This is a genomic window from Sphingomonas jejuensis, assembly GCF_011927695.1.
In the GTDB taxonomy this organism is placed as follows: domain Bacteria; phylum Pseudomonadota; class Alphaproteobacteria; order Sphingomonadales; family Sphingomonadaceae; genus Sphingomonas_K; species Sphingomonas_K jejuensis.
Genome location: NZ_JAATJE010000001.1, coordinates 1,197,782 through 1,213,102 on the forward strand (window position 1 = coordinate 1,197,782; position 15,321 = coordinate 1,213,102).

The window sequence follows — 15,321 nt, forward strand, 5'->3', positions numbered from 1 at the left end:
AACTGCCGGGGGTTCGGCCTTGAAGATCGCCTATCTGTGCAATCGCTACCCGGCGGTAAGCCACAGTTTCGTGCGCCGGGAGATCGCCGGCGTCGAAGCCTGCGGGCATCAGGTGGTGCGCTACACCGTCCGCGCACCCGGAGAGCTGGTCGACGAGGCGGACCGCGCCGAGGCCAGCCGGACGACGGCAATCCTGGGACAAGGAGCCGCCGCGCTCATCGCGGCCGGAGCCGGCGCGGCGATCCGGTCACCCGGCCGCTTCGCCTCCGCCGCGAAGCTTGCGCTCGGCGCCGCCGGCGCACGACCGAAGGAGCTGGTGCGTGCGATCGCCTATCTTCTGGAAGCGGCCTGGCTGGAGCGAAGCCTCCGGCGGCAAGCCGTGGACCACCTCCATGTCCATTTCGGCACAAACCCGACGATGGTGGCGCGGCTCGTGCGGCGGCTCGGGGGACCTCACTACAGCTTCACTGTGCATGGTCCGGACGAGTTCGACCGTCCCGAGGCGCTCGATCTGAAAGGCAAGGTTGCAGATGCGAAGCTCGCGGTCGCGATTTCCAGCTTCGGCCGCAGCCAGCTGATGCGCTGGTCCTCCCCTGCCGACTGGGACCGCATCGCTGTCGTCCGGTGCGGGGTCGATGGCGGCTTCCTGGCAACGCGTCCGCCGGTGGCGAGCAGCGCGCCCCGCTTTGCCGCGGTGGCGCGCCTGAGCGGGCAAAAGGGACTGCCGGTGCTGATCGAGGCAGCGCGCATCCTGAAGTCGCGCGGTCGTGACTTCCAGCTGGAGATCGCGGGTGACGGCGACCTGCGCGCGGCATTGGTGAAGCAGATCGCCGACGGCGGCCTCGACCATCATGTGCACCTGCTCGGGTCGCTGGACGGAGCCGGCGTGCGGGCGCTGCTTGAGAGGTCGCGCGCCTTCGTGCTGCCGAGCTTCGCCGAAGGGCTGCCCGTCGTCATCATGGAGGCACTGGCGCTGGAACGCCCCGTGATCGCAACCGCGATCGCCGGCACGCCCGAGCTGGTCGACGCCGGCTGTGGCTGGATCGTGCCCGCAGGGTCCGCAGCAGCGGTCGCCGATGCGATGGAAGCCGCCATCGACGCCAGCGACGCCACGATCGCCGCGATGGGCACGGAAGGACGCCGCCGGGTCGCCGATGCGCACGACGCCGAGCGCAATGCCCGGTCGCTGACACGCGCCATCGAGGAGGCGCGGGCATGCTGACGCTGATCGCATGGCTGATCCTGATCGCGATCCTCGTTCCCAACCTGGTGATCGCAGTGGAGCTGCTGGCCGGATCGAACCCGCGTGGGCTCCCCCTGCCCGGCGCGCCCGTGCCCCAAGTGACCGTGCTGATGCCCGCGCATGACGAGGCGGCCGTGATCGGACCGATCGTCGACACGGTGCTGGAGCGTTTGCCGGAGGGTGGCCGGCTGCTGGTGGTGGCGGACAACTGCTCCGACGACACGGCGCAGATCGCGCGTGCCGCAGGAGCCGAGGTGGTCGAGCGGCAGGACCCCACAAAGCGCGGCAAGGGCTTTGCGCTCGATTTCGGCCGCAGCCACCTGCAGGCGAGTCCGCCGGATGTGGTGGTGGTGCTGGACGCCGACTGCATTCCGGAGCCACGCGCCATCGAGCGGCTGGCGCGCGGCGCGGTGGCGCACGGCCGCCCGGTGCAGGCGACCTATCTGTTCGAGCCGCAGCCGACGGGATCGCCGATGCTGCAGATCTCCGGCTTTGCCTTCCTGGTGAAGAACCTTGTGCGCGAAGCGGGGCTGGAGCGGATCGGGGCACCGGTGGTGCTGACCGGATCGGGCATGGCGTTTCCGTGGCAAGCCTTTGCCGCCGCGCCCCTCGATACCGGAGACATCGTGGAGGATCTGGCGATCGGCGTTGCCCTGGCGCGGCAGCGGCTTTCGCCGCGTTTTGATGCGGCGGCACGCATCTGGACCAAGCCGGCCGCGACGGGCAGCACGCTGGGGCAACGGACCCGGTGGGAACATGGCTTCATCGCGACGGCGCGCCGGACCGGCCTGCCGCTGGTCCGGGAGGGCATGCGCACGAGGCGCCCCGGCCTCAGCTGGCTGGGGCTGCACCTGCTGGTGCCGCCGCTCGCCCTCCTTCTCGCCATCGACGCTGCCGCGCTGGCGCTGCTGCTCGGCGCCACGCTGCTGGGGGCCGCGCGCGCGCCATTCCTGCTCGCGCTGATCCTGGTGGGGTTGGTTGTCGCCGGCGTTCTTCTCGCCTGGCGCCGCCACGGGCGGGAACAGGTGACGGCGGGAACGCTGGCCCGCGTGCCGCTCTACCTCCTGTGGAAGCTTCCCATCTACCTGAAGCTGGTGCGCGGCGGCGCGGAGACTCAATGGGTCCGGACGGACCGCACGGGCGATGAGTGATCGTCGGCTTCACTATCTTTCTGCAAGCTTTGACGCTTAAACGGTCGAACGCGGGCGAGTCGGCTTTCCCCGAACCAAGCCGAACCGCCTTGGGGGCGTAAGATGGGTGCAGAACCAAGACTGGGCGTAAGCGGATCGGACGGCAGCATGCCGCCCGCGCTTTCGTCGTCGCTGCCGCCCGTGATCGACACCGCGGACCTGGCAACCGAGGCACCCGCCGGACGGCGCAGCCCGATGCTCCTCGAGGTGTCGACCCTGCTGCTGCGGTTGTTCGAGTTCCTGGCGGTCACCGGCAGCGCGGCGCTGATCACCTCCGTCGTGGGCGGGCTCGGCGACCAGAGCGACGTCAGCCGTTACATCAACGCCTCGATCGTCGCCGGCTTCTTCTACGCGGGCCTGGCCGAGGTGATCGGCGCGTATGACACGGATGTCCGCTTCTCCGTCAGGCGTGCGTGGGGCCGCGTGCTGACGGCATGGCTGTCCACCGGCATGTTCATGCTGACGATGGGCTTCCTCCTGAAGGTGTCCGACGATTTCTCACGCGGGTGGGGCATCGGCTGGTTCGTGACGGGCGCGGGGGCGCTGTGCCTGGTGCGGGCGGCCGGCACCGGCTGGATGCGCAGCATGAAGCGCCAGGGCGTCTTCAACCAGCGTGTCGCCATTTTCGGCGCAGGGTCGCAGGGCGACCGGCTGGCCGGCTACATCATCGGCAACGAGAAGCTGACCATCGATCTGGTCGGCTTCTTCGACGATCGCATGCCCGACCGGCTGCCCGACCGGGACGTCAAGCTGGCGCTGAAGGTCAACCTGCGCGACCTGGTGAAGCGCATCCGCGATGGCGAGGTGGACCAGGTCATCGTCGCGCTGCCCTGGTCTGCGGAGACGCGGTTGCAGGAGGTGGTCGCCGCGCTCGCGATCACGCCGGTGCGGATCAGGCTGGCGCCCGACCTCGCCTCCTTCGCCTTTGCACAGCGGCCGGTGGTGCTGCTTGGCGACCTGCCGGTGATGACGCTGTTCGAGCGTCCGATTTCCGGCTTCGACCAGATCATCAAGAAGATCGAGGACATGACGATCGGCCTGATCGCGCTGGTGATCGCATCACCCGTCCTGATCGTGGCGGCCATCGCCATCAAGCTGGACAGTAAGGGGCCAGTCTTCTTCCGCCAGCCGCGCGAAGGCTTCAACAACCGGACCTTCCACATCTGGAAGTTCCGGTCGATGCGGACCGACCATTGCGAAACTGACGGCATCAAGCAGGCGACGCGCCGCGACCCGCGCATCACCCGCGTGGGTGCGGTGCTGCGCCGGACCAGCATCGACGAGCTGCCGCAACTGTTCAACGTGCTGGCCGGCGAGATGTCGCTTGTGGGGCCACGCCCGCATGCCCCCTCCACCCGCGCCGGCGACCGCCTGTTCAGCGAGGTGGTCGCCACCTATGCCGCCCGGCACAAGGTAAAGCCGGGGATCACCGGCTGGGCGCAGGTGTCCGGTTGGCGCGGCGAGACCGACACGGAGGAAAAGCTGCTGAAGCGGCTCGAGTGCGATCTTTATTATATCGAGAACTGGTCGGTCGGCCTCGACATCTACATCCTGCTGCGCACCGCGCTGACCGGCTTCATCTCCAAGGCCGCCTACTGATCAGGCGCGAGGCGTGCGGCAAGGACCGCCGCCTGCTGGCGGATATCCGGAACGGCCACCACCTCCCAGAAGCGCTCGCGGGTGATCGGTCCGATGGCGTGGATGCGTGATGACGCTGCTCCGGCGCTGTCGAGCGTGTCGCATTGGTCAGAAACCTCCACGCCGAGCCTGAGCGGCCCCGAGCGGACGGTGCCGCGCTGAAGGAGGGTCGTCAGCAGTGGATCTCCCGAGCGGGAGACATCGGTGCCGGGACCGGTGCAGTTGACCAGACGGCGGGCATGGATGACCTCCGTCGCAGACGCGCCGCGGCGCCGGATCGTCAGTGCCACGCCGCTCGGCTCCGCCACGGTCGCGAATGTGCGCGCGGCAAGGACCTCCAGCCGTCCGGCCTTGGCCATGGCCGCGAGCCGCTCTCCCACCTGCGGCGCGATGCGGTGACGATGCACGTCCCACCATGGCCGAAGATGCCGCAGGAAGCGGCGTCGCACGCGCAAGTCTGCTTCCTGCCAGAGCGGCTGCGTGACCGGCCTGAGCGCGTCCACCGCCGCGCGCCAGCCGATCTCGTCACCCAGCCGGCGAATGCGGCGGAGCATGCCTGACAGGCGGTCGTCATCAAGCGTTGGTGGCGCCGGACGCGGCTCCGGATCGGCATGGACGCGCGGCATGAGACCGCGCCGTGACACGGCCGTGATCTTGCCGCCGAAGCCGGCCGCGTCGAGCTGCACCGCCACGTCGACGGCCGTGAGCCCGGTCCCGACCAGGACCACATGGTCGGCATCGCGCAGGCCCGACGCCGGATCGCTGGCCCAAGGGTCTGCGACCCAGATATCGGGCGGAAGCGTCTGATCGATGCCGGGCGGCGGCAGCGGAGGCAGGTTGCCGCTGGCGATCACGGCATGGCGCGCATGGAGGTGCCGGCCATCGGGCAGGATCGCGGTCACCCCGTCCCCGGCTTCCTGAAGGTCGACAATCTCGCCATCCACCCGTTCGAGCACGCCCGGCCCGCGCGTTTCGGCATCGGCGAGCAGCGCGACTAGGTAGTCGCCATAATCGCGCCGCAACGCGAAACTGGTCCCAGCGCCCCGGCCCTTCGCCTCCAGCCATGCGGCGAAATGATCGGGGCGATCGGGATAAGCGCTCATGCCGGCGGCACGGACGTTCAGCAGGTGAAGCGGGCCTGCCTCGCCATAGGCGACGCCGCGGCCTTCGAGCCGGCCGTGTCGCTCCACGAGGATGACGGAGGCGCCGCGACCGAGCAGATGCACCCCGAGCAGCGTTCCGGAGGCCCCTGCCCCCACGATCAAGACGTCGGCTGTCTGCATCGCAGGCAAAAGCCATGGCGCCCCGTCCTTTGCAAGCCGGGAACAGCGCCGCCGCGCCGGTCGTTCGCCGGCAAAGGTCATGGGAGGATCGAATGGCCGGAGACCAACAGGATGGCGGCGTCGGCGACATCCTTGACCGGTTAAAGGAAGCGGGCGAGAAGCAGGACAGGATGACCATCGGCACGCTGCGCGACGAGATGGGACAGCGCAGCTACGGCCCGTTCCTGCTGGTGCCGGCGCTGATCGAGATCTCACCGATCGGCGGCATCCCGGGTGTTCCGACGGCATTGGCCGCGATCATCATCCTCTTTGCCGCCCAGATGCTGATGGGGCGCAAGAGCTTCTGGTTGCCGGGCTTTGTCGAGCGCCGCTCGCTGTCTGGGCGCAAGCTGGTCAAGGCGACCGAAAAGCTGCGCGGCATCGGGCGCTGGCTCGACCGGTGGTTCCACGGGCGGCTGCGTCGCCTGACCGAAGGCCCATGGGTCAAGGTTGCAGCGGCGCTGTCGATCCTGCTGGCGCTGACCGTCCCGCCGCTCGAGCTGCTCCCGTTTGCGAGCACTGCGCCGATGGCGGCGATCGCCATGTTCGGGCTGGCGCTGCTGGTGCACGACGGTGCTTTGATGATCGCCGGCAGCCTGCTCTCCGGCGTTGCCGTCGCCGTCGGGCTGGGCAGCATCGGCGGGTGACTTTGCCGTGAGGCGCGCTAACATCCCGGAAAGCTTGACAGCCGCGCGCGAAGTGTGAACGTTCTCAGGCAGAACAAGCTGAGACGCCGTGCGGCGGGGGATGATGATGGGTTACAAGACGGCTTTGCGGCGCTGGGCGCTGTGCGGAACGATGTTCGCGGCGCTTGCCGCTCCCCTGCCCTCCGCGGCGCAAACGAGCGAGGCCGAGATCCGCGCGAGCATCGCGCCGGCGGCGCGGGTGCATCCGGAGATCTGGCCGCAGGCGAACTGGCCGTTCCAGCGCGACGCCGCGATGGAAGCGCGCATCGATGCGCTGATCGCGCGCATGACGATCGAGGAGAAGGTCGGCCAGCTGGTCCAGGCCGACATCGGCAGCGTCACTCCCGAAGAGGTGAAGCGCTACAACCTCGGATCGGTCCTGAACGGCGGCAACAGCGGCCCTTATGGCGACGAATATGCCGGGCCGGATCGCTGGCTGGCGCTTGCCGACGAATTCTATGACGCGTCCGTCGACACCAGCGACGGCGGTGTCGGCATACCCGTGATCTGGGGCACGGACGCCGTGCACGGGCACAGCAATGTGGTGGGCGCGACGCTGTTCCCGCACAATGTCGGCCTGGGTGCCGCGCACGACCCCGCGCTGATGCGGCGGATCGCCGAAGCGACGGCCGTGGAGATCCGGGTGACCGGCCAGGAGTGGACCTTCGCGCCCACCATCACGGTGCCGCAGGACGTGCGGTGGGGCCGCGCCTATGAAGGCTACTCATCGGACCCCGCGCTGGTGCAATCCTATGTCGGCGAGTTCATCCGCGGCCTTCAGGGCGAGCCGGGTGCAGGCGCGATCCTGGCAGGGCCGCACGTGCTTGCGTCCACCAAGCACTTCCTGGCGGACGGCGGCACCTTTGAAGGGCGCGACCAGGGCGATGCGCGCATCACGGAGGAGCAGCTCCGCGACATCCATGGTCGCCCCTATCTGGCCGCGATCGATGCCGGCGTGCAGACGGTGATGGCAAGCTTTTCGTCGTGGAACGGCGAAAAGGTGACCGGCCACCCCGGCCTCCTCACGGATGTGCTGAAGGAGCGGATGGGCTTTGGCGGCTTCATCGTGTCCGATTGGAACGCGCACGGCCAGGTGACGGGATGCACCAACGCCACCTGCCCCCGAGCCGTGAACGCGGGCCTGGACATGTACATGGCGCCCGACAGCTGGCGGCAGATCCATGACAGCCTGCTCGCCCAGGCGCGCGACGGCACCGTGCCGGCGGAGCGGCTGGACGACGCCGTCCGGAACATCCTGCGCGTGAAGATGCGGGCCGGTCTGTTCGAGGCGGGGCGCCCCTCCTCCCGCCCCTTGTCCGGGGACTATGACCGGCTGGGCAGCGCCAATCACCGTGCGATCGCGCGCGAGGCGGTGCGAAAGTCGCTGGTCCTGATCAAGAACGAGGGATCTGTGCTGCCGCTGCGTCCGGGCGCCAACATCCTGGTGGCAGGCGACGGCGCCGACGACGTCGCCCGTCAATCGGGTGGCTGGACGCTCACCTGGCAGGGCACGGGCATCCCCGACGGCAAGTTTCCCGGCGCGACCTCGATCTGGAACGGCATCGAGCAGGCCGTGGCCGCTGGCGGCGGACGCGCCACCCTGTCTGCCGACGGGCGCTATAGCGGCGCCAAGCCCGATGCCGCCATCGTGGTGTTCGGCGAGACGCCCTATGCGGAGTTCCAAGGCGACATCGCCACCCTGCAGCTGAAGCCGGAGCTGCGCGCGCCGCTGGAGACGATGCGGCGCCTGAAGGCCGAAGGCGTTCCCGTGGTGGCGGTGTTCCTGAGTGGACGGCCGCTCTGGATGAACGAGTGGCTGAACGCCTCGGACGCGTTCGTCGCGGCCTGGCTGCCGGGATCGGAAGGCGGTGGCGTGGCCGACGTGCTGTTCCAGCGCCCGGCGGGCGGCGTCGCCCATGATTTCACCGGCAGCCTGTCCTTTGCCTGGCCTGCAACCGCGAATGCGACGGGTCCGGTGCTGTTCCCGCTCGGCTATGGCCTCAGCTATGCCGAGGGCGGGACGGTGCCGCGGCTGCCGGAGGATGCGGGCGTCGCGGAGACCGCGGCGAGCGGCGTGTTCTTCGACCGCGGCGTTCCATCCGCTGCGCATTCTCTTCAGATCACCGATGGCGCCGCCGACATCACGCGGATCACCACCGTTCCGGCAACCGTGCTGCGCGGCCGGGTGCAGGTGACCTCGACCGACCATGTGGTCCAGGAAGGTGCCCGCCGGTTCGCGATCCGCGGCGGCGGGCCCGCGGTTGTCGAGGTGACGGCGCCCGGTGGCGACTGGACCCGCGAGGCGAACGGCGACAGCAAGTTGACAGCGCGCATCCGGCTCGATGCCGCCCCCACCCGCGAGGTGTTCCTGGGGCTTGGCGATGAGCGGGTTTCGCTGGGCCGGATGGAGGCCTTCCGGCCCGGTCAATGGACAACCGTCGGCATCGACCTGAAGTGCTTCGGCCGGCTGGGCGCCGACCTTGCTAACGTGTCCGCGCCGTTCCGCCTGTCCACCGACGGCGATCTGACCTTCAGCCTGGCACGCGTCGCGCTTGGCTATGACGCCGAGACGGTGGTGCGCTGCCCGGAGTGATGAAAAACCGTCAGCACGGTTGACGGAGCAGACGCTAAGCTTGTTCAGAGGATCGGCATGGTTCTGCTGCTCCTCCTCGCCCTTGTCGGCAGCATCACGGTGCCGCTGGTCGCGCGGGTGGTGGGACGCGGCGCGGGATTAATCATCGCGCTGTTCCCGATCGCCCTCCTGGCCGGGTTCGTGCGGATGGCCGACACGGTCGAGCGCGGCTGGGTGCGGGGCGAAGGCATCAACTGGGCCACGTCGATGGGCGCGGACCTGACCTTCCGGCTGGACGGCTTCTCCTTCCTGTTCTGCCTGCTGGTGACGGCGATCGGTGCGCTCGTCATCGTCTATTCGGGCGCGTACCTGACGGGAAAGCCGCGGGCGGAGCGAACGCGCTTCTTCACGCTCATCCTCTTGTTCATGACGGCCATGCTGGGCGCCGTCCTGGCCGAGAACCTGCTGGTGCTCGCCACCTTCTGGGAGGCGACGTCGATCCTGTCCTTCCTGCTCGTGGGCTTCGACAATCGCTCGGCCCGATCACGGCGCGCGGCGCTGATGGCGTTGCAGGTGACGGCGGGCGGCGGCCTCGCCCTTCTGGCCGCGGTGCTGATGATCGGGGAGGTCGTCGGCAGCTTCTCAATGGCGGAAGCGGTGGAGCGCGCGTCCGAGATCGCGGCGCATCCGCTCGGCGCGCCCATCATCATCTGCCTGATGCTCGCGGCCTTCACGAAATCCGCGCAGGTCCCGTTCCACTTCTGGCTGCCCAACGCCATGCAGGCGCCGACGCCGGCATCGGCGTTTCTCCATTCGGCAACGATGGTGAAGCTTGGCATCTACCTGCTCGCCCGCTTCGAGCCGGTGGTGGCGTCGGTGCCTTGGGGGCGGACGACAATCATCGTCGTGGCATGCGTGACGATGCTGGTGGCGTCGCTGCAGGCGCTGCGAGCGGAAGGGTTCAAGTCCGCGCTGGCTTATTCGACAATGGCGTCGCTCGGCATCCTGATGCTGCTGGTCGGGCTCGATGGTCCGCAGGCAACGGTTGCGATGATCGGCTTCCTGTTCAGCCATGCCATCTACAAGGCAGCGCTGTTCTTCTGCGCAGGATCGGTGCTGCACGCGACGGGCAGCCAGTCCCTCCGTTCGCTGGGCGGCCTGTATCGCTTTCTTCCTTACACCGCGCTGGCGACGATCGGCGCCAGCCTGTCGATGGCGGGCATCCCGCCCTTTCTGGGTTTTATCTCGAAGGAGTTTCTGTTCCAGGCACAGCTGGAGAGCAGCTGGGACATCACGCCGCTTGCCATCGCCGTCCTGGTCAATGCCGTGATGGTCGGCGTGGCCGCCGTGGTGACGCTGCGTCCCTTCTTCCTGGGGCACGGCAAGGTGACGTCGGTCAAGCACCGTGAGACGCCGTCGCTGGTGGCGCCGCCGCTGATCCTTGCGCTGGCAGGCCTCACCATCAGCCTCAATCCGGACTGGATCACGCGGGTCGCGCTGCGACCGGCGGTGGCAGCGGTTTACGGGCGAGCGGTCGAGGTCGAGATCGAGGTGTGGCACGGCATCACGCCGATGCTGCTGCTGTCGATCGTCGTCGTGTCGATCGGCGCGCTGATCGCCCGCTACTGGAAGGCGATCCATATCCGCCTGAACGGGCTTGAGCGGTTCGAGACGCATGCGCTGGAGCGGCGGTGGGACCTGTTGCAGGCGTCCGCCACACGCGGCGCGCGGATCGTCAGCCGCTGGCTGCAGAACGGGCAGTTGCCCGATTATCTGCTCGCCTGTCTCGTCGGCGCATCCGTTCTGATGGGCGCTGCCCTCTGGGCGGCCGGCGCCTTGCCACGGATGCCGGCGGACGTGCCGTGGCGCTGGGACGCGGCAGCCGTCGCGGTGATCGGACTAGCCGGGGCGATCGCGGCGACACGCGCGAGCACGCTTGTCTCGGCGATGATCGCGGTGGGGCTGACCGGATTTGCCGCCGCGATCGGCTTTCTGCTGAACGGCGCGCCGGACCTGGCGCTGACGCAGTTCACGGTCGAAGCGCTGCTGGTCGTGCTCCTGACCGCCCTGCTGCTAGCGGTGCCGCTGGCGACGCCACCCACCCGCAGTCGCGAACGCGGCTGGCTGGACAGCGCGGTGGTGATCCTGTTCTCCGCATTGCTGCTGGTTGCGGTGATCGACATGGCCGGCGCCGATCCGGTGCGCCGCGCGTCCGATTTCTTCGGCGAGGCGAGCTACATCGCGGCCAAGGGGCTGAATGTGGTAAACGTCATCCTTGTCGACTTCCGCGGGTTCGACACCTTGGGTGAAACGGTGGTGATCGCGCTGGCGGCACTGTTGGGTCGATCCCTGCTCGGCCAGCGGGGGCGCCTTGACGTCGCGCCGGAGCGCGAGCGGGAGCGCCACCTGATCCTAACGCTGACCGCGCGTCCTTTTGCGGTGCTGCTGGGGATCATCGCGGTCGTGCTGCTGTTGCGGGGGCACGACCAGCCCGGAGGCGGCTTCGTGGGCGGGCTGGTCGCGGCGCTCGCCTTTGCCGTGCTGTCGCTGTCCGAAGGCCCGACCGCGACCGAGCGCACATTGAGGGTGCCGCCGATGGGGCTGGTCGGAGCCGGACTGCTGCTGTGCTTCGGCAGCGGGCTTTTGGCCATGGCGGGCGGCGCGCCGTTCCTCACCCACCTGTGGTGGGAGCCGACGGTTGCCGGCATCGACCTGAAGCTCAGCACCACGATCGTCTTCGATCTTGGCGTGATGCTGGTGGTGGTGGGCACCGTCCTGTCCTTCCTGTTCGGTCTGCAGCGGGAGGCGGCGCGGTGATCCTCCTTTATGCCCTGGTCGGCGCCGGCGTGGTCGGGTGCGCGCTCCACATGATGCTTTCACGCAATCTGGTGCGGCTGCTGCTCGGCGTTTCCCTTCTGTCCACGGGCGTGAACATCCTGCTGTTCGTGGCTGGCGGCATGGGGAACCGGCAGCCGCCGTTGATCCGTGCGGGCGAGACGCAGCTTGGCGACAGCGCCGATCCGCTCACCCAGGCGCTGATCCTGACTGCGATCGTGATCGGCTTTGCGCTGACGGTGGTGTTTGCCGCCTTTGTGCTGCGCGCCTGGCGAACAGAGCGCACGGTCGACGGCCGGGCGGTGGACGCTGCCGAACGCCTTGGCCTGCCGCGGCAAGAGGATGACGCGTGAGCGACGGTGCGCTGCTGATCGCGCCCGTGCTGATCCCCTTGATCGGCGCCGCCGTCGCCATGCTGCTGCGGAACCGCCCGGACGCGGCGCGGATCACCGGCGGTGTCGCGATCGCCGTGATGACGGTGGCATCCATGCTGCTGCTGTCGCGCGTGGTGGGCACGGGCGTGCTGCCCGTCATGCGCTTCGGCGGCTGGCCGGCCGGCTTCGCCGTCAGTTTCGTCGGCGACACACTGGCGGCGCTGCTGACGCTGGTTACCGGGCTGGTCGGCACGGCGGCGGCGCTGTTCGCGCATGCCGACGTGCGTGCGCGGCGCCGCCGTGCCGGCTTCGATGCCATGCTGCTGGCGCTGCTGGGATCGGTCAACGGTGCGTTCCTGACCGGCGATCTTTTCAACCTCTATGTGTGGTTCGAACTCGCGCTGGTCGCCGCGCTTTCGCTGATCACGATCGATCGGGCGCGCGCGGCGATCGATGGCGCGATCCGCTATGCCACCCTGTCGATCGCGGGGGCGAGCCTGATCCTCCTGGGCGTCGGCCTCGTCTATGGCAGCACCGGCACGCTCGACCTCGCCACGCTCGGCGCGATCCTGGGCGACCAGCCGCCGGTGCCCGCCACCGCAGTGGCGGGCGCGCTGATGCTCGCCGGCTTCGGGCTGAAGGCGGGGCTGGTGCCGTTCCACAGCTGGCTGACGGCATCCTACCACAGCGCCCCCATTGCCGTGTCGGCAGTGCTGGCCGGCTTGCTGACGAAGATGGGCTTCTATGCCCTCATGCGGGTGATGGTCGCGGTCTACGGCATCGGCGCGGAGGGAAGCGGCGGCGCCATGTATGAGCCGATGCTGGCAACGATCGCGATCCTGACCATGGTCGGCTGCGCGCTGGCCGCGCTCGGCCAGACCGACATGCGGCGCATCCTGGCGTGGCACGTCATCGCCCAGGTGGGTTACATGGCGATGGGTCTTGCGGTCGCCACCCGCGCCGGGCTGATCGCGGCAATCTTCTACATGGTGCATTCCATGCTGGTGCAGGCCAACCTCTTCCTCGGCGCCGGCGTGATCCACCGGGCGACCGGCAGCTGGGGATTGCGGCGCGCCGGCGGCACCATGCGCACCAACCCGAGCTTCGCGCTGCTGTTCGCCGTGCCTGTGCTGTCACTCGCCGGGATCCCGCCCTTGTCCGGTTTCTGGGCGAAGATCACCGTTATCCGTGCAGGCCTCGGCGACGGCGCCCTGATGCTGGTTCTGGCGGCGTTCGGCGCGGCGATGCTGACCATCGTCTCCATGGCGGCTTTCTGGTCGGAAGCGCTGTGGAAGGCGCCGCCGCGTGGGCACCGGACGCGGCCCGTGCCGGCCGCGATGCTGTGGGGCATGGCGGTTCTGTCGGTCGGGACAGTCGCCATTTCCCTCCAGCCGCACCGGCTGCTGGCGCTGGCGCAGCTGAGCGCAAGCGCACTGACCATGAACGTGGGCGGTGCACGATGAGGCTGATCCGCAAGGCCGCCGCGCTCGTCACGCTGGCCGTGGTGTTCGCCTGGGACCTGGTGCGATCGTCGGCGCAGGTGACCGCGATCGTGCTGCAGCCGCGCGCGCGGCATCACCCAAAGATCGTGGCCGTCCCGACCGTGCTGGAGAAGGACTGGAGCGTCGGCACGTTGGCCTACCTCACCTCCCTGACGCCGGGGTCGACCTGCCTCCACGTGTCGGAAGATCGCCGGCTGCTCTACATCCACATGCTGGACGCGCCCGACGAGCAGGCGGCGATCGCCAAGTTCCAGAGTCACTATGAAATCCGGCTGAGGATCCTAGAGCGATGATCGCCTCTTCCGTCCTGGCTGCCGTGCTGGGCATCGTCTTGTCCGTTGCGCTGGCGCTGACCGCGTGGCGGATGGTCGTGGGGCCGACCTTTGCCGATCGCTTCGTCGCGCTGGACATGCTGACCGCGCTTGCCGTGGCGTTCGGCGTGCTGGCGGCGGTGGCGACCGGCCGGAGCGCCTTTCTCGACGTCGGCCTCGGCATTTCGATCATCAATTTCGTTGCGACGATTGCCTTTGCGACCTTCCTTGAGCGCCGGGGGACAAGCGAATGATCGGCCAGCTGTTCCTGATCGCGGGAGCCGCCCTGCTGCTGGTCGCAGCGGTCGGCCTGCTTCGCCTGACCGACCCGTTCCAGCGGATGCATGCCGCCACCAAGGCGGGAACACTGGGGGTGGCGCTGATGCTGATCGGCGCGATCCTGATCGACGATGTGGCGCGCACCTCCACCGGATTGTTCACGATCCTGTTTCTGCTCCTGACGCTGCCGGTGGGCGCGCAGCTGCTGGGCCGCGCCGCCTATATGTCGGGCGCGACACTGGACCAGATCGAGTGCGACGATCCGCTGGCCGGCGTGCTTGACCGCCAGCAGGCGCCGCTGTCCGAACGTCTGGACGGCACGGAGCCGGAGGAACAGCGATGAGCGACAGGATCAGGTCGGGAACCGGTGGGTGGACGTTCCCGCCGTGGCGCGGGCCCTTCTACCCTGCCGGATTGCCGCACGCGCGCGAGCTGTCGCATGCGGCGACGCGCCTGACCGCCATCGAGATCAACGCGACCTTCCACCGGCTGCAAGCGCCCAAGAGCTTCACCAAATGGCATGACGAGACGCCGGCCGACTTCGTTTTCGCAGTGAAGGCATCCCGGTACGCCACCAACCGGCGCGACCTGGGCGAAGCGGGGGAGTCGATCGCGAAGTTCATGGATCAGGGACTGACGGAGCTTGGTGACAAGCTGGGACCGATCCTGTGGCAGCTGGCGGCGACCAAGCGGTTCGATGCGGACGAGGTCGCCCGCTTCTTCGACCTGCTGCCGCGCAGCCTGGCCGGTCGGCCGCTGCGCCATGCGGTGGAGGCGCTGCACGAAAGCTTCGCGGATGATCGCTTCCGCGCGATGGCCCGGGCGGCGGACATTGCCATCGCGCATGTCGAGGCCGACGGCGGCGGCGCCATCGGCCAGCCGGCGCGCGATTTCGCCTACGCCCGCTTCAAGCAATCGCGTGAGGACGTTCCAACGGGATATGACGAGGCAGGATTGGACCGGGTCGAGAGCCTCTGCCGCGAATGGTCGGATGGTGGGCAGCGAGACGTGTTCGCCTTCTTCATTGCGGGCGACAAGGTCCGAGCCCCGGCAGCTGCCGAGGCGCTGATCGCCCGGGTGGGCGCCTAACGCTTCAGCGCCGAGGCGAGCAGCACGCCCGCCGATGCCTGCAGGACGCCGTAAAGCCGCCGCCGCGTCGGGTGCTTGTGGAATGGACGGACGAGCAGGTCGACCGCTGTGACGTCCGACCGCCACAGCTTCACGTGACGTTTGGGCTGCAGCACGCCCAGCAGGCCGTCGCCGATCATGAACACCGCCGCCATCTCGGCCGCGCGCTTCACCGCAAGGTTCATCGTTTCGTTCTCCATCATCACGCCAACGCATGGCGCGCGGGATGATTCCATCGGCA

At 68.8% G+C, this 15,321-nt stretch carries 14 protein-coding genes; 12 read left to right on the plus strand and 2 right to left on the minus strand.

Features of this window, described 5'->3' with window-relative positions; genetic code table 11:
- Positions 1-19 precede the first annotated feature (19 nt).
- The 3 genes from GGR88_RS06045 (at position 20) to GGR88_RS06055 (ending at position 4,032) form a co-directional block, all read left to right on the plus strand.
- Complete coding sequence (locus GGR88_RS06045; protein WP_167953676.1) at positions 20-1,222, plus strand: glycosyltransferase family 4 protein; 1,203 nt, start codon at positions 20-22, stop codon at positions 1,220-1,222.
- Positions 1,216-2,394, plus strand: a complete 1,179-nt coding sequence (locus tag GGR88_RS06050; protein ID WP_167953677.1) for a glycosyltransferase family 2 protein — start codon at positions 1,216-1,218, stop codon at positions 2,392-2,394. The genes GGR88_RS06045 and GGR88_RS06050 overlap by 7 nt, the downstream gene beginning before the upstream one ends.
- A gap of 180 nt (positions 2,395-2,574) precedes the next feature.
- Complete coding sequence (locus tag GGR88_RS06055; protein ID WP_167953678.1) at positions 2,575-4,032, plus strand: undecaprenyl-phosphate glucose phosphotransferase; 1,458 nt, start codon at positions 2,575-2,577, stop codon at positions 4,030-4,032.
- Here the strand turns inward: GGR88_RS06055 and GGR88_RS06060 are convergent.
- Complete coding sequence (locus GGR88_RS06060; protein ID WP_167953679.1) at positions 4,026-5,354, minus strand: FAD/NAD(P)-binding protein; 1,329 nt, start codon at positions 5,352-5,354, stop codon at positions 4,026-4,028. The genes GGR88_RS06055 and GGR88_RS06060 overlap by 7 nt on opposite strands.
- Before the next feature lie 92 nt (positions 5,355-5,446).
- On the opposite strand from GGR88_RS06060, the gene GGR88_RS06065 reads away from it, so the two are divergent.
- The 9 genes from GGR88_RS06065 (at position 5,447) to GGR88_RS06105 (ending at position 15,041) form a co-directional block, all read left to right on the plus strand.
- Positions 5,447-6,040, plus strand: a complete 594-nt coding sequence (locus GGR88_RS06065) for an exopolysaccharide biosynthesis protein (protein WP_167953680.1) — start codon at positions 5,447-5,449, stop codon at positions 6,038-6,040.
- Positions 6,041-6,146: 106 nt separating this feature from the next.
- Positions 6,147-8,672, plus strand: coding sequence for a glycoside hydrolase family 3 protein (locus tag GGR88_RS06070; protein WP_245196450.1), 2,526 nt, complete (start codon positions 6,147-6,149; stop codon positions 8,670-8,672).
- 57 nt (positions 8,673-8,729) lie between these two features.
- Positions 8,730-11,468 carry a hydrogen gas-evolving membrane-bound hydrogenase subunit E gene (gene mbhE / locus GGR88_RS06075; protein ID WP_167953681.1) on the plus strand — a complete coding sequence of 913 codons (2,739 nt, stop codon included), beginning with the start codon at positions 8,730-8,732 and terminating at the stop codon, positions 11,466-11,468.
- On the plus strand, positions 11,465-11,839 hold the full coding sequence (locus GGR88_RS06080) for an NADH-quinone oxidoreductase subunit K (RefSeq protein ID WP_167953682.1): 375 nt from the start codon (positions 11,465-11,467) through the stop codon (positions 11,837-11,839). The genes mbhE and GGR88_RS06080 overlap by 4 nt, the downstream gene beginning before the upstream one ends.
- Positions 11,836-13,323, plus strand: coding sequence for a proton-conducting transporter transmembrane domain-containing protein (locus GGR88_RS06085; RefSeq protein ID WP_167953683.1), 1,488 nt, complete (start codon positions 11,836-11,838; stop codon positions 13,321-13,323). The genes GGR88_RS06080 and GGR88_RS06085 overlap by 4 nt, the downstream gene beginning before the upstream one ends.
- Positions 13,320-13,655 (plus strand): Na+/H+ antiporter subunit E, encoded by a 336-nt coding sequence (locus GGR88_RS06090; RefSeq protein WP_167953684.1) that lies wholly within the window; start codon positions 13,320-13,322, stop codon positions 13,653-13,655. The genes GGR88_RS06085 and GGR88_RS06090 overlap by 4 nt, the downstream gene beginning before the upstream one ends.
- Positions 13,652-13,927: an MrpF/PhaF family protein gene (locus GGR88_RS06095; protein ID WP_209023197.1), complete on the plus strand. Its 276-nt coding sequence runs from the start codon at positions 13,652-13,654 to the stop codon at positions 13,925-13,927. The genes GGR88_RS06090 and GGR88_RS06095 overlap by 4 nt, the downstream gene beginning before the upstream one ends.
- Positions 13,924-14,295, plus strand: a complete 372-nt coding sequence (gene mnhG / locus GGR88_RS06100) for a monovalent cation/H(+) antiporter subunit G (RefSeq protein WP_167953685.1) — start codon at positions 13,924-13,926, stop codon at positions 14,293-14,295. Before GGR88_RS06095 ends, mnhG begins: the two co-directional genes overlap by 4 nt.
- Positions 14,292-15,041, plus strand: a complete 750-nt coding sequence (locus GGR88_RS06105) for a DUF72 domain-containing protein (protein WP_167953686.1) — start codon at positions 14,292-14,294, stop codon at positions 15,039-15,041. Before mnhG ends, GGR88_RS06105 begins: the two co-directional genes overlap by 4 nt.
- Here GGR88_RS06105 and GGR88_RS06110 read toward each other — a convergent pair.
- The gene (locus GGR88_RS06110) at positions 15,038-15,316 is read right to left on the minus strand and encodes a hypothetical protein (RefSeq protein ID WP_245196451.1); all 279 of its coding nucleotides are present in this window, start codon (positions 15,314-15,316) and stop codon (positions 15,038-15,040) included. The two genes, GGR88_RS06105 and GGR88_RS06110, sit on opposite strands and share 4 nt — an antisense overlap.
- Positions 15,317-15,321: the final 5 nt, after the last annotated feature.

What these genes read in the sequence shown, in the direction of transcription:
- mbhE (WP_167953681.1), top strand. Translation starts at nt 8,730, where the DNA reads ATGGTTCTGCTGCTCCTCCTCGCCCTTGTCGGCAGCATCACGGTGCCG.
- GGR88_RS06110 (WP_245196451.1), bottom strand. Translation starts at nt 15,316, where the DNA reads ATGGAATCATCCCGCGCGCCATGCGTTGGCGTGATGATGGAGAACGAA.
- GGR88_RS06070 (WP_245196450.1), top strand. Translation starts at nt 6,147, where the DNA reads ATGGGTTACAAGACGGCTTTGCGGCGCTGGGCGCTGTGCGGAACGATG.
- GGR88_RS06095 (WP_209023197.1), top strand. Translation starts at nt 13,652, where the DNA reads ATGATCGCCTCTTCCGTCCTGGCTGCCGTGCTGGGCATCGTCTTGTCC.
- GGR88_RS06060 (WP_167953679.1), bottom strand. Translation starts at nt 5,354, where the DNA reads ATGCAGACAGCCGACGTCTTGATCGTGGGGGCAGGGGCCTCCGGAACG.
- GGR88_RS06065 (WP_167953680.1), top strand. Translation starts at nt 5,447, where the DNA reads ATGGCCGGAGACCAACAGGATGGCGGCGTCGGCGACATCCTTGACCGG.
- GGR88_RS06090 (WP_167953684.1), top strand. Translation starts at nt 13,320, where the DNA reads ATGAGGCTGATCCGCAAGGCCGCCGCGCTCGTCACGCTGGCCGTGGTG.
- mnhG (WP_167953685.1), top strand. Translation starts at nt 13,924, where the DNA reads ATGATCGGCCAGCTGTTCCTGATCGCGGGAGCCGCCCTGCTGCTGGTC.
- GGR88_RS06105 (WP_167953686.1), top strand. Translation starts at nt 14,292, where the DNA reads ATGAGCGACAGGATCAGGTCGGGAACCGGTGGGTGGACGTTCCCGCCG.
- GGR88_RS06050 (WP_167953677.1), top strand. Translation starts at nt 1,216, where the DNA reads ATGCTGACGCTGATCGCATGGCTGATCCTGATCGCGATCCTCGTTCCC.